The sequence below is a fragment of the Bacillus cereus group sp. RP37 genome, from assembly GCF_040459695.1.
Lineage (GTDB): Bacteria > Bacillota > Bacilli > Bacillales > Bacillaceae_G > Bacillus_A.
The window spans coordinates 4,520,254-4,546,187 of sequence record NZ_JARVHP010000001.1; the positions used below are offsets into that span (position 1 = coordinate 4,520,254).

The following is a 25,934-nucleotide window of genomic DNA, read 5'->3' on the forward strand; positions in this document are numbered from 1 at the left end:
TGCCCTGATTCACTAAAAAAAGAACTTGTGAAAATCACAAGTTCTCCTCTACCTATTAAGCACTCTGATTACCTTCCATTTGCGTTTTGTACATATCGTAATAACGCCCGCGCTTTTTCATTAGCTCTTCATGAGAGCCTTTTTCTAAAATCGTTCCTCTATCAAGCACAATAATTTGATCCGCGCTTTTAATGGTTGAAAGACGGTGAGCGATAATAAATGTCGTTCTTCCTTTTTTCACAACTTCTAGCGCTTGTTGAATCATCGCCTCTGTTTCTGTATCAATACTAGACGTTGCTTCATCTAAAATTAAAATGGCCGGGTCAAAAGCGAGCGCTCTAGCAAACGATATCAGCTGACGTTCTCCGGTTGAAAGTGTACTTCCTTTCTCTGTAATTTCTTCATTTATATTGTTTGCAAACCGTTCAGCACCAACATCACGCAATGCTTTTACGATACGCTCTTTTGAAATTTTTTCGTTCTCTAAGCTTACATTAGAAGCAACTGTCCCGCTAAATAAAAACGGATCTTGCAGTACGATTCCCATATGCTCACGCGTTGCTTGTTTCGGCATCTCTTTTATATCGTGTCCATCAATTGTAAGCTTTCCTTTTTCAAACTCATAAAACTGAAAGAGTACATTCATAATCGAACTTTTTCCTGATCCAGTATGACCGACAAGTGCCACTGTCTCTCCTTGTTTCGCTTCAAAAGAAATATTTTTTAGCACTTCATCTTTTCCATTGTAAGAAAATGACACATTATCAAACTTCACATTTCCTTGTAAGCGAGGCATACGTTCTTCTTCTACTGCTTCCCCTTTTTCCTCTAACAGTTCAAAAACGCGCTCTGATGCAACACGCGATTGTTCTAAGTTTGCAAGCTGATTTACCATATTTGTAATAGGTGAGAACAATCGTGTTAAATAATCAACGAACGCATACAGTATCCCTAGAGAAATGACGCCTGAAGCACTTAATGAAGCACCACCGAAATACCAAATCACACCTGTGAAAGCGATATTTCTTAATACAGACACTAAGTTATGCGAAGTTGCTGCATTTAAATTCAAAATTTTATTTTGATACTTAAAATAATCGCCATTTAATTCTTCAAACTCTTTTTTCGTTTCACGCTCTTGACGGAACGCTTGAATTATTGGCATCCCTTGAATGGATTCATTCACTGTTCCGTTAATATCAGATAAACGTGAACGCATTTTATGATTGTATACAGACGCATATTTTCTATAAAGAATCGCCCAAACAATTAAAATCGGGATAATTAATAAACATAACGACGCAAGCTTCACATCTAGTAAAAATAGCGCAGCAAATATTCCAATAATATAGATGATACTAGAAACGAATGTCGCGAGTACCGTTACATATAAATCACGAATGGCTTCCGTATCATTCGTTACACGCGATACAATTTTTCCTGCTGGTAAATGATCGAAATAACGAATCGGCAATGTTTGAATATGAGAAAAGACATCTTCCCTCATAATTTGAATAATTTTGTTCGCTGCTTTCTGTAAGAAAAATTGCTTTCCGTATGCAAATAATGAGACAACTACTAATAAAGCGAAATAACCACCACCAAGTAATAATAGGGGGTTTATTTCTGGTTTATAAAAAGCAAACACTTCTTCTTTCGTTAATGCTTTCGCTTTATACACTTGCACCGCCTTACCATTTTGAACGGTAATCATATCACCTTTTACAGAACGTGACCCTTCAACATTCACTTTATTCGGTACAAAGTAGTATTGAAAACCGACTTGCATCACGCGTACTTCTTTTCCTTTTTTCTCACCTTCCTCAAAGCGATCACTTCGCTTATAAAAGGTGCCATTATACGAAACAGCCTCTGCACTCTTTTCTGTTTCATACCAAGGTTTCTCTATCCCGACGATATGATCGTCAATCATCGTTTTCGCGACGAGAGGACCCGCAAGCTCTGCGATGACGAAAATAAATAACATTAGCATCGCTGCAAAAATTGCCCCTTTCACTTTCATCGCATATTGAAACAATCGTTTTGAAACACTCATATTTTCACCCCACTATCCGCACTTTCACTTTCCCCTTGTTGTCTTTCAAACTGCTCCGCATACCAGCCTCCGCTTTTAATAAGCTGATCATGCGTACCTTCTTCCATAACTTCGCCTTCATCCATAACGAGAATCCAATCCGCATGTTGTACGGCAGATAAACGGTGCGTCGTAATAATTGTCGTCTTTCCGCTTCTCTCTGTTCTTATATTCTCAATAATCGCTGCTTCAGTACGAGCATCAACAGCTGATAAAGAATCGTCCAAAATTAAAATTTCCGGATTTTGAATAACCGCTCGCGCAATCGAAATCCTTTGTTTTTGCCCTCCTGATAAAGAAACACCCTTCTCTCCAACGAGCGTTTCTAACCCTTCTGGTAAAAACTCTAAATCCTTTTTAAACGCCGCAATTTCAATTGCTTTCTCGAGTTCTTCTTCCGTCGCTTTCCTATTTCCAAATAAAATATTTTCTCTCGCCGTTTTTGAGAACAAAATATGTTCCTGAGGTACATACCCAATCCAGCCGAGTACATTTTCATTCGTCATTTTATCTAACGTCACATCAGAGACTGCAATATCCCCATCTCCAAGCGGATATTGACGAAGAAGCTGACGTACAAGCGTCGTTTTTCCGCTTCCTGTTTTTCCAACAACCCCAAGCGTTTCTCCTTGTTTTAAGGTAAACGAAACCTTCTTTAAATTTGTTTCAGTTGATGAGGGATATGAAAAGGTAACTTCATCAAACTGAATATAATTCGGCTCTTGTACAAGCTTTGGATTTTTTGGATTCTTTACATCCGGTTCGTACGCTAACGTTTCATTTACTCGGTCTAACGAAGCGTTTCCTCTTTGCATAACATTAATTAATTCGCCAATTGCAAACATCGGCCAAATCATCATCCCTAAATACACGTTAAAAGAGACGAGTTCACCAAGTGTCACCTTCGATTGAAATACAAGATATGCGCCATACACTAAACCAATTAAATAACTAAGGCCAACAAGCATTTTCACAGTTGGCTGGAATAATGCATCAATTCTGGCTACCTTCATATTTTTTTCGTAGACGTCATCTCCTAACTGATGAAATCTTTCTTGATCTGCATTTTCTTGTACGTATGCACGAATAACGCGCACACCAGCGATTGATTCTAATACTTTATCGTTCATATCACCGAACGCATCTTGCGCAACTGTAAATCTTTCATGCAATTTCTTTCCATATATATTCATCGCATACGCCATAATTGGAAGCGGTATAAGTGCCGCAAATGTAAGCTCCCAACTAATTGTAAATCCCATCATAAAGACAATCGTAAGCATATATAAACTCGAATCCACGAGCGTTAATATACCGAAACCAGCCGTCATAGCAATTGCTTTTAAATCATTCGTTGCTCTCGCCATTAAATCGCCAGTACGATTTTTTTGATAAAACGTCGGTGTCATTTTAAGTAAATGCCCCATAAATTTAGAGCGCATCGTCTTCTCCAGTACGAATGCACCGCCAAACAATTGATGTTGCCAAACGAATGTGAGGCCATATCCAACTATCGTAACCCCTATTAAAATAAGAATAGATTGCATAATTGCTTCGTTCGTTAACGTTCCTGTTTTTATATTATCAATCGTAACCCCTAACACTTTCGGGGGAATAACCTCAACTATATTCACAATTAAAAGAGCTCCAATGGCGATACTATATCTCTTCCAATGCTCTTGAAAAAACCATTTTAACTTTAGTAATACTGATAACAATGTAACCTCTCCCTTCTCGTTCTCGTTTCACTCTCATGTCTTTATCCACTATCCAGACCCATCATATTTACATTTCGTAACCCATACAATCTCATCACATTTTTCCACCTTCCAAAGTTTGTTTTATCGTAACCATACAAAGTATGGAAACAAGCAAATTAGACAAAAAAAAGCATACCGCCGCTTGACGATATGCACAAAAATGCATAAAAGCGTACGTTACGATATACGCAACGTACGCTTTTTATAAGACAAAGATGCCCTATATATCCGTACGGGTTGCGTAATGATATGAATGTTTTCTGCCATTTAACAGAGCTAAACTCATTACATTTACGATTACAATCATTACGCACACCCCCTTCATTTATTTTCCATTTATAATCTTACAACTTTATTGAGTATTCTGTCAATTATTTTTTTAGCTATAGAATAAAATAATTTTTTATCACCAAAAATGAAGGAGGTTCATAATACGATACATCCGTTTGAAATAAGAGAATCTTCTGTAAGAAAGGGCATACACAACAAAAAAAGAATAAGAAATCGTTTTCACAAACATTTCATTTGAAAAATGTTATCAAACCCCCTACAATCACCTTATACTCACTCTTACAAGTTGCTATTTTAGGAGGACTAATCATGACAACTAGCAATACGTACAAATTTTATTTAGACGGAGAATGGAGAGAAAGCTCTTCAGGAGAAACAATCGAAATTCCATCTCCATACTTACACGAAGTAATTGGACAAGTACAAGCAATTACTCGCGGAGAAGTAGATGAAGCAATTGCATCTGCAAAAGAAGCTCAAAAATCATGGGCGGAAGCTTCTCTACAAGATCGCGCAAAATATTTATATAAATGGGCTGATGAGCTCGTAAATATGCAAGATGAAATTGCCGATATCATTATGAAAGAAGTCGGTAAAGGATATAAAGATGCGAAAAAAGAAGTTGTTCGTACAGCTGACTTCATTCGTTACACAATCGAAGAAGCTTTACATATGCACGGAGAAAGCATGATGGGCGATAGCTTCCCTGGCGGAACGAAGTCTAAACTTGCGATCATCCAACGCGCACCACTTGGTGTTGTATTAGCAATCGCACCATTTAACTACCCAGTAAACTTATCTGCTGCAAAACTTGCACCAGCATTAATTATGGGTAACGCTGTTATTTTCAAACCAGCAACTCAAGGTGCAATTAGTGGTATTAAAATGGTTGAAGCACTTCATAAAGCTGGCCTTCCAAAAGGTCTTGTAAACGTAGCGACAGGACGTGGTTCTGTAATTGGTGACTACTTAGTAGAACATGATGGCATCAATATGGTATCGTTCACAGGTGGTACAAACACAGGTAAACATTTAGCGAAAAAAGCTGCAATGATTCCACTTGTATTAGAACTTGGTGGTAAAGACCCTGGTATCGTTCGCGAAGATGCTGACTTACAAGATGCTGCAAACCATATCGTAAGTGGTGCATTCTCTTACTCTGGTCAACGTTGTACAGCTATTAAACGTGTACTTGTACACGAAAACGTAGCGGATGAGCTTGTTGGCTTATTAAAAGCGCAAGTAGCTGAACTATCAGTTGGATCTCCAGAACAAGACAGCACAATCGTTCCATTAATCGACGACAAGTCTGCTGACTTCGTCCAAAGCTTAGTTGACGACGCTGTTGAAAAGGGTGCAACAATCGTTATCGGTAACAAACGTGAGCGTAACTTAATTTACCCAACATTAATCGACCACGTAACAGAAGAAATGAAAGTTGCTTGGGAAGAGCCATTCGGCCCAATCCTTCCAATCATCCGTGTTTCTTCAGATGAGCAAGCAATTGAAATTGCTAACAAATCAGAGTTCGGCTTGCAAGCAAGTGTCTTCACAAAAGACATTAACAAAGCATTTGCAATTGCTAACAAAATCGAAACTGGTTCTGTTCAAATTAACGGACGCACAGAGCGCGGCCCTGACCACTTCCCATTCATCGGTGTAAAAGGTTCAGGTATGGGCGCACAAGGTATTCGTAAGAGCCTTGAGTCTATGACACGTGAAAAAGTAACTGTATTAAACTTAGTTTAATCTTATATGTAGAAGCTGATCTAGTTTTAGATCAGCTTCTTTTTATTTCACGATTTGTTTTTCCATAGGTAAATTCACACCTTCTACAGAAATTTGATACCCTAGCCATCGCTCAGCAATATGTTCAAATGATGAAACTGAGCCTGTTGTAAAAAATCGATGCTTCGGATTAAGATTGTCAGACAGAATTCCTTTGTGCTGTAAAATTGTGCTTAACTCTATCGCTGTTTCTTCTGCAGAACTAATAATCGTTACAGCCTCTCCTAACTCCTTTTTTATATAGGACTCTAAAAGTGGATAATGCGTACACCCAAGAATTAACGTATCTATATCTTCCTTCGTTAATGGCAGTAAAGCTTGTTTCACTTGCTGCATGACATATGCTGTGTCTTCTAATTGATTTTCTACAACTGTAGCTAAAGTCGGACATGCATGACTATGCACTTCCAAATATGTATCCAGCTCGTGTAATGCTTGTTCGTACATATTAGATTTTATCGTACCTACAGTTCCAATTACTCCAATTCTCCCTTTCTTTGTCACTTTAATTGCAGCTCTTGCTCCCGGATGTATAACACCAATAACCGGGATGGGAAGTGCTTCTTGCAACGCGGTCAATGCTGCAGCTGCACCAGTATTACATGCTACAACTAGAGCTTTTAATGGAAACTGCTTGAGGAACTCAACCATTTCAAATATGAAAGATTGTACCTCCTCTACACTTCTCGGCCCATACGGACAACGATCATTATCACCAATATAGTAAATGCTCTCTTTAGGCAATTGTCTTATAATTTCGCTCGCAACTGTTAATCCCCCAACTCCCGAATCTAATACACCTATTACTGAATGTTTATGACATACAGACATATACTTCATCCCCTTCTCAATCTTCTAGCGCCAATAACATTTATTATATTATGAAAATTCAATATTACATAACAATCCCTCTCCCTTTTAATCACAAACTCTTCCCTATAATCTGATTATTTCTATATCCATTGACGTATAAAAATTCATTTGTTACTCTTAAAGACGTTAATTTAATATTTAAATCCTCATTCGTATCTCGGTGAGGTAGAGGTTGCAGTCATTAAGAGTATCATTTCTGGAGATGTAGTGGCATTGATGAAGGAATGAGAAAGGAATGATTGCCGAAGTAAGCCCGTGTCCACCATGCACGCTTGCTGGGTCTGCATTTAATAAGTGCAGAACTGTCACAAACGAAACGTTTCGTTTGTGGAGAGCTATCGAGAGGTATGTCGTGGGTTTCTTATAAGATAGAAAGCATGTAGCGGCAAATTACGTGCTTTTTTTGTTTTGTTTGGGACTTCTCTTCTCTACTAAGAAGACATACATATCTCCTCGCTTGACTTGGTTATACTAACTTTGGAGGTATTTTCTATGCAACAAAAAAAATGGGGCTTTTGGGTACTAACAGCTTTCGTTGTCGGTAACATGGTTGGCGCTGGGATTTTCATGGTGCCAAGTACGTTGGCACAAACAGCAAGCCCTCTCGGTGTCACTTTAGCTTGGTTAACAACAGGGTTTGGTGTTTTAATGCTAGCTCTTGTTTTCGGTAATTTAGCAATTCGTCGTCCTGATTTAACGACAGGACCACAAAGTCATGCATATGCTTTATTCTCAACACCAAAAAAGAAAAAAATGGCTGGTTTCAGTATGGTATGGGGATATTGGGTTGCAAACTGGGCAAGTAACGTTGCCATCATTACATCTTTCGCGGGATATTTATCACTCTTCTTCCCAATTATGAAAGATACACGACTACTCTTTTCAATCGGCTCGTTCGATATAGAAGTCGGAAAACTAATTACATTTACGATTTGTTCCATCTTACTTTGGGGAACTCATATTATATTAACAAACGGTGTAAGCGGAGCTGGAAAGCTAAACTTCTTAGCAACAACAACGAAAGTAACTGGATTCCTTTTATTCATCGTCGTTACGTTATTTGCATTCGAAGCTTCTAAGTTTGGACAATGGTACACACCGATGATCGATAAATCAGGTGTATCACACGGCCTTCTTTCACAAGTAAACTTAGCTGCTCTTACAACGCTTTGGGCATTTATCGGAATTGAATCGGCAGTACTTTTATCAAACCGTGCTACCTCTCCTAAAACAGTAAAACGCGCAACAGTTGCAGGATTACTTATTACAGTTGCGATTTACTTAGGAATTACAATTTTAACAATGGGTGTACTTCACGTTGATACATTACAAGCTTCTGAACGTCCATTAGCAGATGCATTAAACGCTGCAATGGGTCATGGCGGCGGGAAACTGATGGCATTACTTGCTCTTACTTCCCTATTCGGTTCTATATTAGGCTGGATTTTATTAAGCTCAGAAGTACCGTATCAAGCAGCAAAAGAAGGTTTCTTCCCTTCCTTCTTCACAAAAACAAATAAAAAAGGAAGTCCAATTTACTCATTACGATTAACAAACATTATGTCGCAAGTGTTCTTATTCTCAACGTTATCAGGAACTATTGCGGAAGCTTATACATTCGTTATTACCGTATCAACACTGGCCTACCTCATTCCATATCTCGTTTCACCAATCTTCCAGTTAAAACTAGTCGCAACTGGTGAAACATATAAAAATGAAATGCGGGCAAGAATTACAGATGGTATAGTCGCAGTAATCGCACTTTGCTACGCACTATGGGTTATTAAAACAGGAGCATCCGATATAAAAACGTTCCTTCTCGGAATTGGTTTATTCGTAATCGGCTTTGCTTTCTATCCATTAATGAATCGTGATCAGAAAAAAAATAACGAAAAGAAAAACGAGCAAGTTGCATAACGCAATTTGCTCGTTTTTTCTTTTGTAAAACATATATAATAGAACAAAGAGGTGAAAACATGTCAATTGAATCGTTATGGAGCAGTCGCTTCCAACAACATATTCAAAATATCATTACATACTTTGCACGTATGATTAACGGTTTACTATATAGCTTTATCTTCGTTGCCTGTATAGGTGCTTACTATTACGCAAAGTTTCTTAAGACAGCTCCTTCTAAAGGACTATCTTTACTACTCATCACGATTGTACTTACATTCATTATAACGAGATGCCCTATCCGTACATTTATTCAGAAACCTGATGCTGTCTATTTACTCGCACTAGAAGAGAAATTAACATCTTATTTTAAAAAATCTCTTCTATATAATTACATCATTCAGCTTTTCCCATTATTATTTACGTTCCTTATTCTCGTACCACTTGCACTGCAATCATTACAATTAACTGTACCTTTCTTATGTACAATCTTTATCGTTTTAATGATTACGAAAGCTTGGAACATGTACATACATTGGATGTGGCGTGATGGTTATGAAAAAAATATATGGCTGATCATCCGTATTACTTGTAACGCCTTACTCATTTACATGCTGTTTTATTCGGCAAATGTTCTCATATTAGGCGGATTGCTCTTGCTACTTGCTTTCCTGCTTCTATACACGAAAAAACAGCCTACAAAACGAATACCGTGGGATTACATAATCGAACAAGAAGAGAAAATGGACGTTCGTTTTTATCAATTTGCTAGCATTTTCACCGATGTTCCGCAACTGAATAAGCAAGTAAATAAAAGAAAATGGCTTACAAATTGGATTGAACCTTTATTACATAAAAAAAGAGCAACTTTCTTCTATTTACATACACTAGCATTTTTACGTGGAAATGATTATTTTGGTATATATATTCGCTTAGGGTTAATCGGTGCTTTCGCCCTATACTTTATTCCAAATATATACGTAAAAGGTGCTATTGCTTACATCGTCCTATATATGATTTCTATGCAGCTTCGTTCTCTATGGAAATATTTTTCAGGAAATATTATTGTAGCATTATATCCAATTGATACTGAAAAACGAATGCATCAATTTCTTCGCTTAATCTTTATATTGTTAAGTATTCAACTCATTGTATTTTCAATTGTTATACTCATTGCTACGGGACAATTACTGCATGCTTTGATTATTATGGTGATCGGGGTAATCTGGATCAAATTTATTATTGTACCAAAAACGAAGCAACGTATTTCTTCGTTTTAACGAAAAGAAATATCTTAAAAGCCAAGGAGCGAATAAATTTTCTCCTTGGCTTTTTATTTTTAATTCTACACCTATCAAAAATCCCGGTAGGTTCGTCCTGTTTTTTCTTAAGCATAGAGTGCTAGACACCCCGCCTTCCCCTCCGGTGTTTTATAGCTTAATTATGATTTTTACATACAAAAACGATAATACATGTTTACGTCCTAATAAAAAGGGTATGTATTAAATTAACAGGGCAAAGGAACTGGAGGGAATGAAAAAACATGAATTAAAGTTTCACTTTATAAAAGGCATTGCTCAAAGAAGATTCTGGAACCGATACTATAATGTAAGGAGCTGACTGCAATGAGTAAAAAAATTGCTATTTTAATAACGGATTATTTCGAGGATACAGAATACACAGAGCCAGTAGAAGCTTTTAATCAAAAGGGATATGAATTAACAACTATTGAAACGGAAAAAGGGAAAACGGTACACGGTAAACAAGGAAAAAGTGAAGTCGTGATTGATAAAAGTATTGATGATGTTTCTCCAGAGGACTTTGATGCCCTCTTCATACCAGGCGGGTTTTCCCCAGATATACTTCGTGCAGATGAACGGTTTGTTCGCTTTAGTAAAGCATTTATGAATGCGGATAAACCTGTTTTTGCTATTTGTCATGGACCTCAGCTACTCATCACTGCACAAACACTTGAAGGACGTGATGTGACTGGATATAAATCTATTGAAGTCGATTTGAAAAATGCCGGTGGAAATTTTCATGACAAAGAGGTTGTCGTATGCCAAAATCAGCTAGTAACAAGTAGACAACCAGAGGACATCCCAGCGTTTATTGAAGAATCGTTGCGTATATTAGGATAGCTACTTTGATTAACCTCCTTTTATTTATATGAAAAAATTTAATCAGTGGGGTTTCATTCATCCCCCACTGATTATTAGCCCTCACCAACTGGTCGTTTACAGGCAAACAGACCTCCACAAACAGCGGAATAAATAAAAAGAAGGGAATCTAAAAGTTCAGTTTTAATAATTTTTTGGATCCCTCCTTTTTTCGTCCCAAAATTTCTAATCACTATTCATAGGCAGTTCTCATATAGTGAAAATGACTATACCATTCCAATCCATAATTTAAATAATCATTTTGCACATATATAAATACAAAAGATGGGAGCCTTATTTATGAATAACAATCCACCTTCAACGCCCCCAAATCCTACAGAAACAAATAATCGTGAAGTAAGCTTGCAAACGTTACGCGTCATTGGACTTATTGTACTGATTAGCGGCTACATATTAGTAGCTCTTTCTGAAGTAGGAACGTTAAAAAATCTTTTGCTACAGCCTAGCACTACTCCAAATTTAGCTGAAGTTGATCCGTTTTAAAAATTATATAAAAAGCGAGTCCCAGTATAACTGGTTCGCTTTTATATAGTTTCATCCAATCTGAGAAACATTTCTCTCATCCTCATACTTCTCTTTCCCTATCGCCTTCATAAATAATACAATACTGCTCATACCAACAATAAAGTACAGGGCACTCATGCCCCAAGATGCAAGAAATGAACCTAGCATAACACCTAATGCCCCGTTCATTTTTGCCACTTGAAAGACCATTCCGTTAATCGCCATATATGAACCTCTCGCCTCATTTGGCACCCTATCTGCCATAATAGATTGGCGCACTGGCACATACATCATCTCGCCTACCGTTTGGAAAAGCCCTGCAATTAATAAAATCCATAAAGTATTGCTCGTTCCGAGTATTGTAAAGCCAATCGTGTAAATGAATAAGCCTACATATAAAATTTTCAAATCGTTGAAGCTTTTCAGCATTTTAATAAGAAGTGCTGAACATAACACAACTAAAATTGTATTCTCTGCTGAAATCCAGCTCAGCATGCGAATACCTGTTAAATCAAACGTAAAACCATTCCCAAATAAAAAGTGCACCGTTTCAAATTCCTTCTGCAAACGCACTCCTAAATAATTATTTATTTGAAACTCTAAAGATAATGTACATATACTTGCTGCACAAAAAATTAAAAACGCTCTATCTTTCATCACGACTTTATAACTATCCGCCATATCTTTTAATACATTTTTCTTCTCCAGCGTTTTTCGTGCTACATACACTTCTTCCATATATACAGCCATCACATATAAAGTAATGGCTGCAACAAGCGTTAATACGATAAACAGTCGTAATCTATAGTTTTCAAATAGTAATCCGCCAAATATTGCTCCAATTGCAATTGATAAATTAATAGCCCAATAGTTAATGCTGTACATCACTTTTCGATTCTCAGGTGTACTCACATCAATTAACATCGCTTCAGTCGCTGGATTCATAAGTCCAGATCCTAAGCTATTCACTAACATAAATACGAACGTTAACCACGGTGAGTCTACATAATCTGAATTCGCAACTCCCATACAAGCAATGGAAATGACTTGTATACTTTGGCCAATAATCATCACTTTTTTACGACCGAGCCGATCTCCAACATATCCACCATATAAACCTATTACTAATGAAGCTATGACATTAATGAGTAGTAAAGCACCAGCAATCGCACTACCTAACTTTATGGAAAAATAAATCGCCATAAATGGAAAAATCATCGTGGACACAGTACGTGTTAAAAACGAAGTTATAATTCTAATTTTGATATTTCGATGCATACTCCAAAATCCCATTGTTCCCCCTCCTTATGCTTACTTATTTTACTTTGAAAAAGAGGAAGAAAAAGGTTAGAATATTCTAAAGAGTTTCCCCTTTTATAAAAGGAAGTGTATATGCATGAAGATTATGGACTATTACATTCGGTTAAGATTACACGCACAAGATCAACAACATATCCGAAATAGCTTACAAGAATTAGCGGATGTTTTATATTGCAGTACGAAAAACGTAAAGATTTTATTAAAGAAAATGAGCGAGGAACAATTAATTCACTGGACTCCAGGGCGAGGCCGCGGGAATAAAACGGAAATTAAATTTGCGCATAGTTTCCTAGAAGCGATTGAATCCTATACAGATGAACTGTTAACGCAAGAAAAGTTAAAGGATATTTTTCTTCTTTTAAAAGAACCCCTACCTCTTGCACTTCAAAAAAAGATAGAAAATAAACTGCATCATCATTTTGGATACGAACCTTCAAACGATATGTACGATATATTAAAGATTCCTATATCGAGAAAGATATTCCCATTAGATCCGGCCTTTGTGGCTGTAACTACGGAGAGCCATCTTACGAGTCAAATTTTTGACACGTTAGTCGTTTATAACGATGTTACTGAAAAAATGGAACCACACATTGCGCATACGTGGGAATTAAGTGAAGACGGGCTGACGTGGACCTTTTATTTACGAAAAGATATATATTTTCATAACGAAACAATTTTAACTTCTAAAGATGTACAATTTTCATTTGAAAGACTAAAACAAGTTCAATCTCCTTTCGAATGGTTAACAGAAGAAATTGTTCAAATTGAAACACCATCACCACTGCAAATTCGATTTCATTTAGCAAAAACCAACTTTTTTTTCTTACACTATGTTAGTTCCATGCAACTAGCAATTTTGCCGCGTGATGCGAGTATTCAAAATCATCATTATATAGGTACTGGACCTTTCAAACTTGCTTATTACTCTGAAGATAATATCGTACTAGAAGCGTTCACTCATTATTTTAAAGAGCGTGCGTTATTAGACCGTATTGAATTTTGGGGTATTCCTGATCATGTACAAATAGATGCTGATTATGAACTACCAAATGAAGAGCAAAATGAAAGGCATGATATACAAATAGAGGAAATAGGTTGTATTTATGCTAGCTTCAACTTTACAAAACCTGGCCCTCATCACGACATTTACTTTCGAAAAGCTTGGAGAGAACTATATGATGTTGAAACGATACTTCGTAACATAGAGGGTAGACGAACAATTTCTGCATCAAGCTTTTTCCCTGAAAGGAGTCGCCAAGCTTCTAAAAGGTCCTACTCTTTAGAAAAAGCGAAAGAGTATGTAAACAAGAGCACCTATAATGGAGAAACGATACATATTTACTTCTTCGCATTTAAAGATAGTGCAAATGACGCATATTTCCTAAAAGAACGGTGTGAACAATTAGGAGTACACGTAGAACTTCATCCATTTCTCGTTTCAGATTATATGGATCGTTCTATTGATAAACATGCCGATATTATTTTCATGGGAGAAGTGTTTGCTGCTGATCATGAACTTGCATTCTTAAATGTATTTAAAAATAAAAGTTGCTTCGTAAATCGGTTCATGGACTCACACTATGGAAACCAAATTAACTGTTTACTTGATACCTTTTTATTAGAAGAAAATAAAGAGAAGCGCTATAAGCTTATGTATGAGATCGAAGAATTTTTACAAGCAGAACACATCATTTTATTTAACTATCACGTTTTAAAAAGAAAAACATACCCTTCTTCTTTGAAAAACGTAACAATTGATTCATTCGGCTGGGCAAATTTTGCGAAGTTATGGATACAGCCATCCACGTATTAAAATGTGAGTTTTTATAAAGTGAAACTTTAATCAGTGGGGGTTTTGTTCATCCCCACTGATTATTAGCCTTCACCAATCGGGCTTTTACGGGCAGCCCCCGACCCCCACCTAACTTCTTTGCTTCCGCTGAATTTTGAGGTGGGGGTCTTACTGCCCGTTAATGCGGGATAAAAGGAGAAGAACCATGAAACGCAACCTAGAAAAAAGACTTTCCTATCTATACACAGGTGAATTATTTTCAGTCATTACTTTTATTTTCACAAGTTACTTACTTAATTATGCTTATCCTACGTTACATTTATATTCCCTATATTCTTTTTGGGTCTCATTTCTTCTTTTAGAGTTTATCTTATTACAAGGAACAATTTACTGGTACGTAAAGTGGAAACGACTAAAGAAAGAGAAAACATCTGTTACGCCTATTAGAATGATTCAATATTTAAAAGTACTTAAAAAGATAAATATAGCATTCATTATCACGGGATTTATTACGTTTACTATTGATTTTGTAATTTGGTATCCCCACTTACCTTTAGGCGGGCTATCATTCACTCTATTTGTTTATATTTTTGCATTACTTGAGTACATTAACTATTATCATACTCAGCTTTCATACGATAACATCTCTGATATAAAACATTTAATCAAATCAAAAAAACTAAAACAGTCCTGTATAAGTAAAGATTTTCAACGTATTTCATGAAAGAGAAGGTACTACATCCTTAGTAGTACCTTCTTCACATACAGATCCAAACTATTATTTCATTACTCCATCTAAGTGATCTTTCAAGTTCAATAAATATTGCTCAATATTTGGATTCTTCACCACATCATAACAAGCAAAACTCTTTAACGGACTCATACCGAGAAACTTTTGCACGCGATGTAAATGACTAAGCACTGATTCTAAACTTTCTCCTTCAAAGAACTTCGTCTTATCTCCAAATGCTTTCTCAGGTGCATTCCAAGTTGTAGAGAACATATATTTCTTCTCTTTTAATAAACCACCTGTTCCATATTCATCAGCACCTTTAAAGAACAAACCGTATTCATATACTTCATCCATATACGTTTTAAATAAGCCCGGTACACTAAACCAGTAAATCGGTGTTTGATAAATTACAACATCCGCCCATAAAAACTTCTCTTGTTCTTCTTTCATATTGTAGCCATCTTGAATCGTTGTTGTTTTCACATGATGATTCTCGCTTAATACCGTTACCATATGATCCACTAACGTTCTATTTAATCGCCCTTCTTTCGTACCGTATTTTTCATGTCCATTTATAATCAATATATTTTCCATCGCTTTTCTCTCCCTTATTTTATTCCTCAGCTATTAACCCAAGTTGCTGTTTCAGCGTAAGATTATCTTCTAAATGCCAGTCTTCTGTTATCTTTCCGTCTTTCACATGTAAAATATCAATTGCAAAAAAATTGATTTTCTTATCATTATGCGTTCCTGTAAAAGAAAGACGAGCTGTTACTTTATCTCCAACGACTAATAAATCCTCAATCTCGCAATGTATATCAGGCACAACTTTACGAAAATTTTGTGCCGCAAACTTTAATCCTTCCGTGCCTTGTGGTCGCCCTTTCGGCAATGTATTATCGAAAAAATTTTCAGCAACAGTCTGCGGAATAAGCTCCTCTTTACCTGTATCCCAAAATGCGTAAAAACGCTGCGCGGCATGAACCATTTCGGTCGCTTCCTTTTTACTGATTGAAGGATCAATTGTCATTGCTTTTGGCTGTGGCATTTCTTTTAATAACTGGACTTCAGTTTTTTGCTCCCCGCCGCATGCTACAAGTACAATACAAATAACAAACAAACTAAGGAACCCAAACAACTTTTTTATCTCCATGAAAATCACCTCCCCCTCATACAAACCCTTTATATTTCTTATTGCTATTGTATATGTACTAACTTCCTTTATGGAAGTAGTGATATTTTTTTCATATAGTTACCAAAAGTATAGTTTTGTGATACTATAAAGCAAATTCATTCAAAAAAATTTTATGGAGGCTAGTTCCATGAACAATATAGATCCAGTTGAATTAACGAAAGGTTTACCTGGCATACCTTGTCCTATCGCTAAAACACTTGATGTAATTCGTACAAAATGGACGTTTTTAATTATTCGTGACCTTCTTATCGAAGGAACATTACGCTTTAGTGATTTGCAAAAATCAATGGACGGGATTAGTCCGAAAACATTATCGCTTCGACTAAAAGAATTAGAATCTCAAGGCATTATAACGAGAAAAGTATATCCAGAAGTTCCGCCTCGTGTAGAGTACACATTAACGGATAAAGGAAAGCAATTAGAGGGGATTTTTATTGAATTAAAACGGTTTGGATTAAATTTATAAAACAAAAACCCCTTACCGTCGTAAGGGGTTTGATTACTTCGCAAAACTTTCAGCTAGTTGCTTCTCTCTCCACATAAATGTAATACCGAGACCAACTATTAAAACAACTCCTGAAAATGCATATGGATAATGAATATTCATATCAAATAATATTCCACCCATCGCTGGCCCTGCGATATTTCCTAAACTCGTATAAGTCGAGTTCATACCAGCAACGAATCCTTGCTCTTTTCCAGCTGCTTTTGATAAAAACGTCGTTAAAGCTGGACGCAGTAAATCGAATGCTAGGAAAATAAAACAAGTAACAAGAAGTACAATCCAATAATTAAAGACTATAGTTGAAACGAACGCTAATACCGCACCTACAATTAAACATATTTGAATCAACACTTTTTCACCGAACATGTCGACTAATTTGCCAAACATAAATACTTGCACAACTACCCCAAAGATTGAACTAATTGTAATAATTGCCGCAATATCTTTCGGTGTAAAACCAAACTTATGATCAGAAAACAGGCTAAACACAGTTTCATACGCCGATAAACCGAAAGCAAGTACAAATACGATAATAAATGCAATTGCATACATTGGATGTAATGATTTCTTTAAATCACCAATAAAACTTGATTCTTTCGTATTAGCAGAAATCTCTGCAAGCTCTTCTTTTGTTAACGGTTCTTTTAAAATAAAGATAGAAATTACACATGCTATAAAAGCAATTGCTGCAGCTACAAAGAACGGCACACGTATACCGTATTCTGCAATAAATCCGCCAATTCCAGGTCCTATAATAAAGCCGGTACTAATCGCAGCAGATAAATATCCCATCGCCTTTGGACGTTCCTGCATAGATGTAATATCCGCAACATATGCCGTAACACCAGGCATAATAAACGCAGCACTAATTCCGCCTAACACCCTCGCTGCATAGAGCATCCATACATCTGTTCCTAAACCAAAAAGAAGCTCTGAAACACCAAAAATAAATAATCCAATGATGATCATTTTCTTCCTACCATAAAGGTCGACCCACCGGCCTGTAATAGGTGAAGCAATAAGCTGAGCCATTGCAAACACTGCAACGAGATATCCCATCGTCTTCCCTGTTAAACCCATATCATTCATAAAGGACGGCATAACCGGAATGATTAATCCAATCCCTAAAAAAGCGATAAATATATTACTCAAAAGAATGACCAATACCATCTTTTGTTCTTTTATCGGTTTCTTCACTTTTAACACCTCTTCCCGTAAGTTCCTCTCAAAAAAATGCCTAAGAAGCTTTTTCTTTATCCTGCTATTTGTGGGCTAATCATGAGTAGAAATGCCTCCACCCATTAGAATTTCACTCTATCCTTCCACACATACATAAGCATTAGGTGAATGACTATCATTCAGTTTTCCTCAAAAATGAACCTACCTTTTCAGACAGGTTCATCCCACTATTTCTTTATATGTAGTGCATGTGTTAAAAAATCTAGTACTTCTGCCTTTTGTAGCTCGACTTGCTCATCATCTTTATGATCATATAAATAAACTTGTTCCGCTGCTGATTCAACAAGAGCAATAAATAACTTCGCTGTTCGCTCTGCATGAACCGAATCACGAATTTCACCAGCTTCTTTTGCCTCATTTAAAAACTCGCTTAGCCACTTATAAAGAGGCTCATACACAGCTTCCCATTCTTTTATATGTTCTGTAGATGCAAGCCCCGCATACATTAAAGCTTGTATTTCACGATATTCCTCTATAAAGTGAAATACCGCATCTATTACTTGCGTCACTTTACTTGAGAAAGGCGCATCATTTTGCACTTTTTCCTTTACTGCAAGTATCATCTTTTCAACCATCACTTCTGCTATTGCAGGCATAACAGATAACTTAGAAGGAAAATATAAATAGAAAGTTCCTTGTGCAATGCCCGCCAATTTCACGATATCAGAAATCTTCGTTTTTTCAACGCCCTTTTCCTGAAACACTTCAATAGCTGCATAGACAATTTTCTCTTTTTTATTCATCATCTAAACCCTTTCACACGCGTATTGAATGACTGTCACTCATTTTATAAAATAACTAGCTATACTGTCAATTATCGTGCACTTTTTATAATAAAAATCTCCTAACGACTTGTTAGGAGATGCAGTATACCTTTATGACAGAGCCTTTAATCCTGTCACGCCGCATACAATAAGAGCCACACTAATGATACGTGTTTTACTTTTCGACTCACCAAACAGGAACATATTTAATAAAACGGCACCTGCTGTTCCAATACCAATCCAAACCGCATACGCGACGCTTACTTGTAAGAATAAGAAAGATGTATACAAGAATGCGAAGGATGTAGCAAATCCACCTATATAAAGCGCTCCATTTGCTAACGTTTTATCTTTGCTATACATTTTAAGACCAATCACACCGACTATTTCACTAATTGCGGCACAAAATACGAAAAACCAACCCATCTTTAAGCAGCTCCTTCCACAGTTTCTTCTTTATTATCAGCTAGCTTTAAACCGATAACGCCAGCTACAACCATCACGATAAAAAATAGTTTTCCGACGCTGAAACTTCCGCCGAAAAGGAATACATCCATTAAGAAAGTACCTACCGTACCAGCTCCGGCAAAAATGGCATATACAGTCCCTGTCGCAAGATGTTCACACGCTTTAGAAAGAAAGTGAAAATCAACAGCGATAACTCCTAAAATAATAATCCAATGCCACCAAGTATGGGCTGTATTAAAACCAAACACCCAAAAAATTTCAAAGATACATGTTAATATGACATATAACCAAGCTCTATTTTTCATACCTCTCACCTCTTATGACTGACTATCAGTCATTTTTGTTTTAAAAAAATATACTCCTTAATCACTACTATATAAAAACAGCTATCATCCTCATTTATCATTATATTCTTTCCATTTCCAAGCTAACTACATCCTTCCACAGAAAAAATGACTGAATGTCATTCATAAATATTGTACATGAATATTTTAAGAACTGTCAATGCAAAAAGATTATTTAAAATTTCTTTCATCCGATTTGTATATTTCCTAATAATCTGTTAATACTGCTAGTAACATAATATTTTCTCCACTCCCCCTTGGAGAGATCCCTTTAATAGAGCAGTTAGCTTTTGCTAGCTGCTCTTTTTATTTTTCATCTTTCATAATCCAATTCAATCGCATGTTCACTTGATCCAAAATAAATATTTGCTTATGCAATACTATCACGATATTCTTCGCCATGAATTCCCGAAAAGTCATTTCAGATTCGTTTTAGATCTGATTTTCTTCGTTCTAAATCGGTAATGAGCTGTTTAATTTATTCAATTACCATTTCACTTTTTTGTTCTACAATTCGATATGCAATATTTCATATTTTATTATCGCAATATCACTTTATTAACCTTCATTTTATATAAATGGGTTCCTATTATGCGATAAATCAACATTTGTAATTTAATTCCTTATTTAAATCAGCTAGTTTTCATTTTTAAACACTATATTCAGATAATTATATTGGAATTTCTTGTTCTACACATCCAAATACATCTTGTGTATTATGTAGGAGAAGAGTAATTAAAAGACTTACTCTTTGCTATTGAGGGAAGAGCCTGAGAGCCATATCAGGCTCTTCTTCGTTTATGTACCTTGTATTAAGATGCGATTTTCAGTAAAAAATTACATTCAAGAAATCATAATTTATCTACTATGAAAATATAAACACTAAATCTTCACATCCAATTTACCGAGCAGTTAGCTTTTGCTAACTGCTCTTTTTTATTTTCCAGCACACTGTGAGATTAAATCCATTTTTATCATATAACTAAGGAGCAGATTATGTTTTCTATTTATTTTCCAAAGAGGCCTTATATGCAATAATTTTATTCTCAAGCATCTTTTCTGTAATTACTAAGTTTTCTCTTTGAATCTGAATAGATCTCCTATGATCTTCTAGGAGCTGTAAACGAGCTTCAGTCGTATGCTCTCCTTCTAAATATAACCTAGCGTATTCTCTTATTTTCGCTATTGGCATTTGCGTTTGTTTTAATTTCATGACAAACTGCAACCACTTTATATGTGACTCTTCATACAGTCGATTCCCATTTGTATCGCGATTTGCAATTAATATATTTTCCTTTTCATAATAACGTAGTGTATGTGTGCTCACTCCTAATAATGTAGCTACCTCACTAATTGTATACATACTCTAACTCCCTCCACGTGCTTACCCTCATATATTTTATAGCCTTATCAAATTTATAAAAAAACATTTGACTTAGAGTATACTCTAACAAATACAATCTAACCATAATACATTCATTTGAACTTAGGGGGATTTTATATGAAATACACTGTTATTACTGGTGCAAGTTCTGGAATTGGCTATGAATCAGCTTTAGCTTTTGCATCTCGCGGAAAGAACTTAATACTTGTAGCTCGAAGACAAGAAGAATTGGATGGATTAAAATTAAAAATTAACGAAATGAATCCAGAATTGGATGTTGTCATTCGAAGAACGGATTTATCTATAACGGAAAATGTTTATAAGCTTTATGAAGGCCTACAATCTTTTCAAATTGAAACGTGGATTAACAACGCAGGGTTTGGTAACTTTGCCTCAATTGCTGAACAAAATTTAAATAAAATAGAAACGATGTTACATGTAAATATAGAAGCATTAACAATACTCTCTTCCCTTTTCGTTCGAGATTATTCAATGGTTGATGGCACACAACTTATTAACGTTTCATCAGGCGGTGGATACACGATCGTTGCTGATGCTGTTACGTATTGCGCTACGAAATTCTATGTAAGTGCATTTACAGAAGGCTTATCTCACGAATTGAAAGAACAAGGTGCAAAACTGCAAGCAAAGGTTTTAGCACCTGCTGCAACTGAAACAGAATTTGCGAAACGCTCATTTGATATTGATGAGTTCCAATACGATAATGTTGTACCGAAATTCCACACTGCAAAACAAATGGCACAATTTATGCTTGATCTTTACGACAGTGATAAAGTTGTAGGGATTGTCGATGGTTATACTTATAACTATGAGCTTAAAAACCCCATTTTTAATTTTGCAGTAAGAAAAACGAATTCAAGTTCTTAATTTCCCCTAAAATATAGATGCCCACTATTACGTAAATAATAGTGGGACTTTTTTCTCTCTGAAAATTTCACCCAACATATCGAATCATCGCCACCTCATCACAATGATCAACTTTTGGACAATGTCTACAATCAATCCATATTTTCTCCGGTAACGCCTCTCTATTCACAAAATCAAACCCGCACTTTTGAAAAAATTCCGTTTCATATGTTAAAGAAATGACTCTACTCACTTTTATTTTCGCTGCCTCATTTATTACATGGTTCACTAACATACGTCCAATTCCTTTTCCTGCATATGTATGCGAAACGACTAACGACCGAACTTCTGCAAGATCCTCCCCTAACACATGTAAACCAGCAACCCCAACAATTTTCTCGTCTTCCTTCATAACATATAAACATTGTAAATATTGATAGAGAGATAAAAGAGAACGCGGTAAAACCACTCCCTCTTTTGCATAAGCTTCAATGAGACTATAAATTTCTTTTACATCACTCGTAACTGCATTAAAGATTTTCATATTATATCCCCTTGCCCCGATATTAATATTTATAACCTAAATTGAATTTTAATACATAATTTTATATAATAATACATCTCTCCTTTCTCCCCGTCAATCACTTTTCTTAACCTTACACAAACAAAAAACCAAGCAATCTAATCGATGCTTGGTTCCTCATTTCGTATCGGCAATACGGTCGAATATTTAATTTCACGAAGTGCTAAACTCGTCTGTATCCTTGTAATACCAAGCTTATTCAGCTTTCTAATAAACTGCTCTAATTCTTTACGATCACGATTTGCAACCTTTAATAAATAATCATACTCTCCCGTTAAGCAGTGGCATTCTAATACTTCCGGCATCGACTCTAATTCTTTTTCCAACACTTCAAGTTTATCCGATTGATGAATATTCGTACTCATAAAAATAAAGCATAACAAATCAAAACCAAGCTTTTCTTGATTTAGAATGGCTACTTGCTTATCAATGAACCCTTCTCCATCTAATCTTTTTATTCTTGCATGCATCGCAGCCGGTGATAAATTAACACGTCGCGCAAGCTCTGCATTACTTACATGTGACTCCTTCTGCAATATATCTAAAATTTGTACATCTAAATCATCTAACACTTTAATAACAGACGACTCCACCAAAACTCCCCCTTTTATTGCCGATGATTATTCGGAAATACACCTTATAACTTACATAAAATTGAATGTTTTTCCGCAAATGCTATTCAAAACAAAACATTTTATCGACTTTTAACCATTATACAAAAGAATATATTACACAACGAAGAAAAATGCTAAAATTATTTACAATTCACATTGATTACAACAAAGGGGATTTTAGTATGCCTTATTTTTATGTCTTTTTACTATTATTAACGAGTTTATTATGGGGAGGAAATTTCGTCGTTGGAAAATCACTCGTTGATCATGCGTCGCCGATGACACTTACAAACTTAAGATGGATGATTGCCATCGTTTGTTTATTGCCGATGGTTTGGTTTAAAGAGAAGAAAATCATTCCACCACGTGCTGCCATACTTCCTTTAATACTAATGGGGATTTCAGGGGTCGCTCTTTTTAACATTTTTCAATTTTTAGCACTAGAAAAAACATCCGCAACAAATGTAGGACTTATTTCTACATTGAACGCAATTTCAATTGCACTATTTTCAGTATTATTTCTAAAAGAAAAAGTAAATACACTTCAAATTCTATCCATGATTCTTTCATTCTTTGGGGTTATTCTTGTTCTATTAAAAGGTAACTTTGCACTTTTATTTTCACTACATTTTAATAGCGGAGATTTATGGATGATTGCGGCAGTTTGTATTTGGGGAATGTATTCTGTTTGCAGTAAGTGGGCAACAAAAACAACTACACCACTTATGGCGACATTATATTCTGGTATTTTCGGCGTTATTTTATTACTGCCATTTAACATAGGGAACTTCACTGTTTCCAATATAAACACTTCTTTCATAACATCACTTTTATATACTGGGCTTATTTCCACAGTTCTTTGTATGGTATTTTGGAATATTGGCGTGCAAAAATTAGGAGCTACAACATCAGGGATTTTTCTAAACTTCAATCCGATTTTCACAGCTATTCTAGCATTCCTTTTCCTCGGTGAAGAACTAACGTGGATACAAATTTTCGGGACAATGATTGTTGTGACAGGATGTTATTTATTTTCTCATTTCAAAACGGTTACGGTTCAGCCCACTAGAGCTTTAATGCGGAAACATTCTTAATCAAAAAGATCGCCATCAAAGTGGTGATCTTTTTATTTACCTTTCATTTCTTTCACATACTGCTTTTCTTCTTCTGGCGATAAACGTTCTGTTGCCTTTCCAGTATCACCACCTTGAATTTCCCACAAAAAGTTATGCTCCTCAACCGTTTGTGAGAAATCCCCTTTCTCCCAACGCTCTAAAGTGACAAGTAGCTTTGATTTATGTTTAAAATTTGTACTACTTTCTACTGCCTTCTTAGCACTAACAATTTCCTTATTTGTCATTTCAATAAATCCCCATTTTTCAGAGGATTTCACTTTTTGATGTACCATCCTATGCATGGTAGAAATAATTTCATCCTCACTAAATTGTGGCTTCTCTTCCTCAACTTTCTTCTCCTGTTGGCCCATTGCTTTTTGTGTTTTAAGACTCTTCTCCTCTTCCTCTATATAATTAAGAAGTTTAGTAGTACCGAATACAGCCCCTATCACAATTACAATCATGGTAATTGTCCCTATTATCCATTTCTTCATATTATGTACTCCCCATTCCCCTAATAATCACATAAACAAATGGAATCGCCTAGGCACAGTCGATTCCATTTGTTTCCTTATTTCATTTTAAACCTTCATCGCTTCCCTAACAATATAACTATCCACATACTGCTTAAACTTCACAATTTTTCCGTTCTCAAGTTGCCATACATGAACAAATTCTGCTTTAAATGATTTTCCCGTTTCTCTATAAACACCAGAATATATACCTTCAGCAATAATTACATCTTTTCCGTTTACTTCATGGTACGTATTTACACTCGCTTTATAATCATCCCATTCTGATCCTAATCGGCTAAATACATTTTCCATTATTGCTTCTACACCTATATAAGTTCCCCCGTACGGGAATCCTTCTGCCTCTGTCCATTCTACTTTTTCAGAGAGGGCTTCTACTAAATGTTTTGCATTCGAAGAAGCTGATCCTTCATACGTACTTCGAATAATTTCTAAATTTGATTTAGGCATGTTACTTCCTCCCGTTTTTATTTATTTTTTACACAGGATGTAACCAATTTTGTTACACCTTGTGTAAAAAAATATTAAAATTATTTTATTCTTAATTCACAAGTTGTAATCATTATAGTTACAATAGTTCTTTAAGTCAACAATTTATAAATAAGTTTACTTCGTTTTCATTACTTTCTCTTTTAAGAAACGGTCTACATATCCTTCTGCTTTTACAACGAATAAATACGCACCCATTGATAATAATGCAAGATCTAATTCATATCCTGGATTCTTTCCATCTCCCAATAACCCTGCTGCTCCATTTACCTTTACGATAGCTCCAGCTAAAATAAGAGCGAATAACAATCCTACATATCGTACGCCTAAGCCGATAATTAATAATATACCACCAACTAATTCTACAGTTGCTACGCCATATGCAAGACCACCTGGTAAGCCAATGCTTGTAAACCATCCTGCTACGTTATCGATTCCTGATTGAAATTTCGCTAAACCATGTGCAAAGAACGTTACTCCTAACACGATACGAATCATTAAATTCCCAATATATTGATTCATTTTGAACTCTCCTTTTTGTTTTGTTATGGTGAACTTTTATTTACAAGTCAAAACAATACGGTATTTCATTTCATTCG

General features: G+C 35.8%; 26 protein-coding genes and 1 riboswitch. Of the genes, 10 read left to right on the forward strand and 16 right to left on the reverse strand.

Annotated elements, in window-relative coordinates; genetic code table 11:
* Nucleotides 1-55 precede the first annotated feature (55 nt).
* Nucleotides 56-2,056: an ABC transporter ATP-binding protein gene (locus QCI44_RS23890; RefSeq protein ID WP_016089168.1), complete on the reverse strand. Its 2,001-nt coding sequence runs from the start codon at nt 2,054-2,056 to the stop codon at nt 56-58.
* A complete protein-coding gene (locus tag QCI44_RS23895; RefSeq protein WP_098506233.1) occupies nt 2,053-3,813 on the reverse strand; it encodes an ABC transporter ATP-binding protein in 1,761 nt (586 codons plus the stop codon). The genes QCI44_RS23890 and QCI44_RS23895 overlap by 4 nt, the downstream gene beginning before the upstream one ends.
* Nucleotides 3,814-4,455: 642 nt before the next feature.
* On the opposite strand from QCI44_RS23895, the gene gapN reads away from it, so the two are divergent.
* Nucleotides 4,456-5,895, forward strand: a complete 1,440-nt coding sequence (gene gapN, locus QCI44_RS23900; protein WP_016133705.1) for an NADP-dependent glyceraldehyde-3-phosphate dehydrogenase — start codon at nt 4,456-4,458, stop codon at nt 5,893-5,895.
* Nucleotides 5,896-5,937: 42 nt separating this feature from the next.
* Here gapN and racE read toward each other — a convergent pair whose 3' ends face one another.
* Nucleotides 5,938-6,765 (reverse strand): glutamate racemase, encoded by an 828-nt coding sequence (gene racE, locus QCI44_RS23905; protein ID WP_353811473.1) that lies wholly within the window; start codon nt 6,763-6,765, stop codon nt 5,938-5,940.
* Nucleotides 6,766-6,965: 200 nt separating this feature from the next.
* Nucleotides 6,966-7,153: riboswitch (Lysine riboswitch) on the forward strand.
* Between the two features lie 146 nt (nt 7,154-7,299).
* Here racE and QCI44_RS23910 point away from each other — a divergent pair.
* From QCI44_RS23910 to QCI44_RS23925, 4 genes are all read left to right on the forward strand, one after another.
* Entirely contained in the window at nt 7,300-8,724 is a 1,425-nt protein-coding gene (locus QCI44_RS23910) for an amino acid permease (protein WP_353811474.1), read from the forward strand.
* A 59-nt stretch (nt 8,725-8,783) separates the two neighbouring features.
* Nucleotides 8,784-9,983: an ABC transporter permease gene (locus QCI44_RS23915; protein ID WP_016089173.1), complete on the forward strand. Its 1,200-nt coding sequence runs from the start codon at nt 8,784-8,786 to the stop codon at nt 9,981-9,983.
* Nucleotides 9,984-10,328: 345 nt separating this feature from the next.
* Nucleotides 10,329-10,844 (forward strand): type 1 glutamine amidotransferase domain-containing protein, encoded by a 516-nt coding sequence (locus QCI44_RS23920; RefSeq protein WP_016133702.1) that lies wholly within the window; start codon nt 10,329-10,331, stop codon nt 10,842-10,844.
* Nucleotides 10,845-11,162: 318 nt separating this feature from the next.
* Nucleotides 11,163-11,366, forward strand: a complete 204-nt coding sequence (locus QCI44_RS23925; RefSeq protein ID WP_016089175.1) for a hypothetical protein — start codon at nt 11,163-11,165, stop codon at nt 11,364-11,366.
* A 51-nt stretch (nt 11,367-11,417) separates the two neighbouring features.
* On the opposite strand, the gene QCI44_RS23930 is transcribed toward QCI44_RS23925, so the two are convergent.
* Nucleotides 11,418-12,680 carry an MDR family MFS transporter gene (locus tag QCI44_RS23930; protein ID WP_353811475.1) on the reverse strand — a complete coding sequence of 421 codons (1,263 nt, stop codon included), beginning with the start codon at nt 12,678-12,680 and terminating at the stop codon, nt 11,418-11,420.
* A 103-nt stretch (nt 12,681-12,783) separates the two neighbouring features.
* Here QCI44_RS23930 and QCI44_RS23935 point away from each other — a divergent pair, with 103 nt between their 5' ends.
* Together QCI44_RS23935 and QCI44_RS23940 are read left to right on the forward strand one after the other, a co-directional pair.
* Nucleotides 12,784-14,523: an SgrR family transcriptional regulator gene (locus tag QCI44_RS23935; RefSeq protein WP_353811476.1), complete on the forward strand. Its 1,740-nt coding sequence runs from the start codon at nt 12,784-12,786 to the stop codon at nt 14,521-14,523.
* A gap of 184 nt (nt 14,524-14,707) precedes the next feature.
* A complete protein-coding gene (locus tag QCI44_RS23940) occupies nt 14,708-15,226 on the forward strand; it encodes a hypothetical protein (RefSeq protein WP_016133699.1) in 519 nt (172 codons plus the stop codon).
* A gap of 54 nt (nt 15,227-15,280) precedes the next feature.
* Here QCI44_RS23940 and QCI44_RS23945 read toward each other — a convergent pair whose 3' ends face one another.
* Together QCI44_RS23945 and QCI44_RS23950 are read right to left on the reverse strand one after the other, a co-directional pair.
* Entirely contained in the window at nt 15,281-15,829 is a 549-nt protein-coding gene (locus QCI44_RS23945) for an NAD(P)H-dependent oxidoreductase (RefSeq protein WP_016089179.1), read from the reverse strand.
* Between the two features lie 19 nt (nt 15,830-15,848).
* Complete coding sequence (locus QCI44_RS23950) at nt 15,849-16,388, reverse strand: ester cyclase (protein ID WP_016089180.1); 540 nt, start codon at nt 16,386-16,388, stop codon at nt 15,849-15,851.
* 169 nt (nt 16,389-16,557) lie between these two features.
* Here QCI44_RS23950 and QCI44_RS23955 point away from each other — a divergent pair, with 169 nt between their 5' ends.
* The gene (locus QCI44_RS23955; protein ID WP_016089181.1) at nt 16,558-16,896 is read left to right on the forward strand and encodes a winged helix-turn-helix transcriptional regulator; all 339 of its coding nucleotides are present in this window, start codon (nt 16,558-16,560) and stop codon (nt 16,894-16,896) included.
* A 33-nt stretch (nt 16,897-16,929) separates the two neighbouring features.
* On the opposite strand, the gene QCI44_RS23960 is transcribed toward QCI44_RS23955, so the two are convergent.
* From QCI44_RS23960 to QCI44_RS23980, 5 genes are all read right to left on the reverse strand, one after another.
* Nucleotides 16,930-18,132, reverse strand: a complete 1,203-nt coding sequence (locus QCI44_RS23960; protein WP_016089182.1) for an MFS transporter — start codon at nt 18,130-18,132, stop codon at nt 16,930-16,932.
* A 209-nt stretch (nt 18,133-18,341) separates the two neighbouring features.
* Nucleotides 18,342-18,920, reverse strand: coding sequence for a TetR/AcrR family transcriptional regulator (locus QCI44_RS23965; protein ID WP_016133698.1), 579 nt, complete (start codon nt 18,918-18,920; stop codon nt 18,342-18,344).
* Nucleotides 18,921-19,049: 129 nt separating this feature from the next.
* The gene (locus QCI44_RS23970) at nt 19,050-19,364 is read right to left on the reverse strand and encodes a DMT family transporter (RefSeq protein ID WP_353811477.1); all 315 of its coding nucleotides are present in this window, start codon (nt 19,362-19,364) and stop codon (nt 19,050-19,052) included.
* A gap of 2 nt (nt 19,365-19,366) precedes the next feature.
* Complete coding sequence (locus QCI44_RS23975) at nt 19,367-19,711, reverse strand: DMT family transporter (protein ID WP_016089184.1); 345 nt, start codon at nt 19,709-19,711, stop codon at nt 19,367-19,369.
* A 1,042-nt stretch (nt 19,712-20,753) separates the two neighbouring features.
* The gene (locus tag QCI44_RS23980; RefSeq protein ID WP_016133697.1) at nt 20,754-21,113 is read right to left on the reverse strand and encodes a MerR family transcriptional regulator; all 360 of its coding nucleotides are present in this window, start codon (nt 21,111-21,113) and stop codon (nt 20,754-20,756) included.
* Between the two features lie 138 nt (nt 21,114-21,251).
* Between QCI44_RS23980 and QCI44_RS23985 the strand changes: the two genes are divergently transcribed.
* A complete protein-coding gene (locus QCI44_RS23985; protein WP_098986827.1) occupies nt 21,252-22,022 on the forward strand; it encodes an SDR family NAD(P)-dependent oxidoreductase in 771 nt (256 codons plus the stop codon).
* 67 nt (nt 22,023-22,089) lie between these two features.
* Here QCI44_RS23985 and QCI44_RS23990 read toward each other — a convergent pair whose 3' ends face one another.
* Complete coding sequence (locus QCI44_RS23990) at nt 22,090-22,545, reverse strand: N-acetyltransferase (protein WP_016133695.1); 456 nt, start codon at nt 22,543-22,545, stop codon at nt 22,090-22,092.
* A 137-nt stretch (nt 22,546-22,682) separates the two neighbouring features.
* Complete coding sequence (locus tag QCI44_RS23995) at nt 22,683-23,177, reverse strand: Lrp/AsnC family transcriptional regulator (RefSeq protein WP_016089188.1); 495 nt, start codon at nt 23,175-23,177, stop codon at nt 22,683-22,685.
* A gap of 203 nt (nt 23,178-23,380) precedes the next feature.
* On the opposite strand from QCI44_RS23995, the gene QCI44_RS24000 reads away from it, so the two are divergent.
* Entirely contained in the window at nt 23,381-24,292 is a 912-nt protein-coding gene (locus tag QCI44_RS24000; RefSeq protein WP_016089189.1) for a DMT family transporter, read from the forward strand.
* Nucleotides 24,293-24,324: 32 nt separating this feature from the next.
* Here QCI44_RS24000 and QCI44_RS24005 read toward each other — a convergent pair whose 3' ends face one another.
* The 3 genes from QCI44_RS24005 to QCI44_RS24015 form a co-directional block, all read right to left on the reverse strand.
* Nucleotides 24,325-24,807, reverse strand: coding sequence for a PRK06770 family protein (locus QCI44_RS24005; RefSeq protein WP_016133693.1), 483 nt, complete (start codon nt 24,805-24,807; stop codon nt 24,325-24,327).
* Between the two features lie 87 nt (nt 24,808-24,894).
* Nucleotides 24,895-25,296 carry a nuclear transport factor 2 family protein gene (locus QCI44_RS24010; RefSeq protein WP_016133692.1) on the reverse strand — a complete coding sequence of 134 codons (402 nt, stop codon included), beginning with the start codon at nt 25,294-25,296 and terminating at the stop codon, nt 24,895-24,897.
* A gap of 156 nt (nt 25,297-25,452) precedes the next feature.
* A complete protein-coding gene (locus QCI44_RS24015) occupies nt 25,453-25,857 on the reverse strand; it encodes a DoxX family protein (protein WP_001077759.1) in 405 nt (134 codons plus the stop codon).
* Nucleotides 25,858-25,934 lie beyond the last annotated feature (77 nt).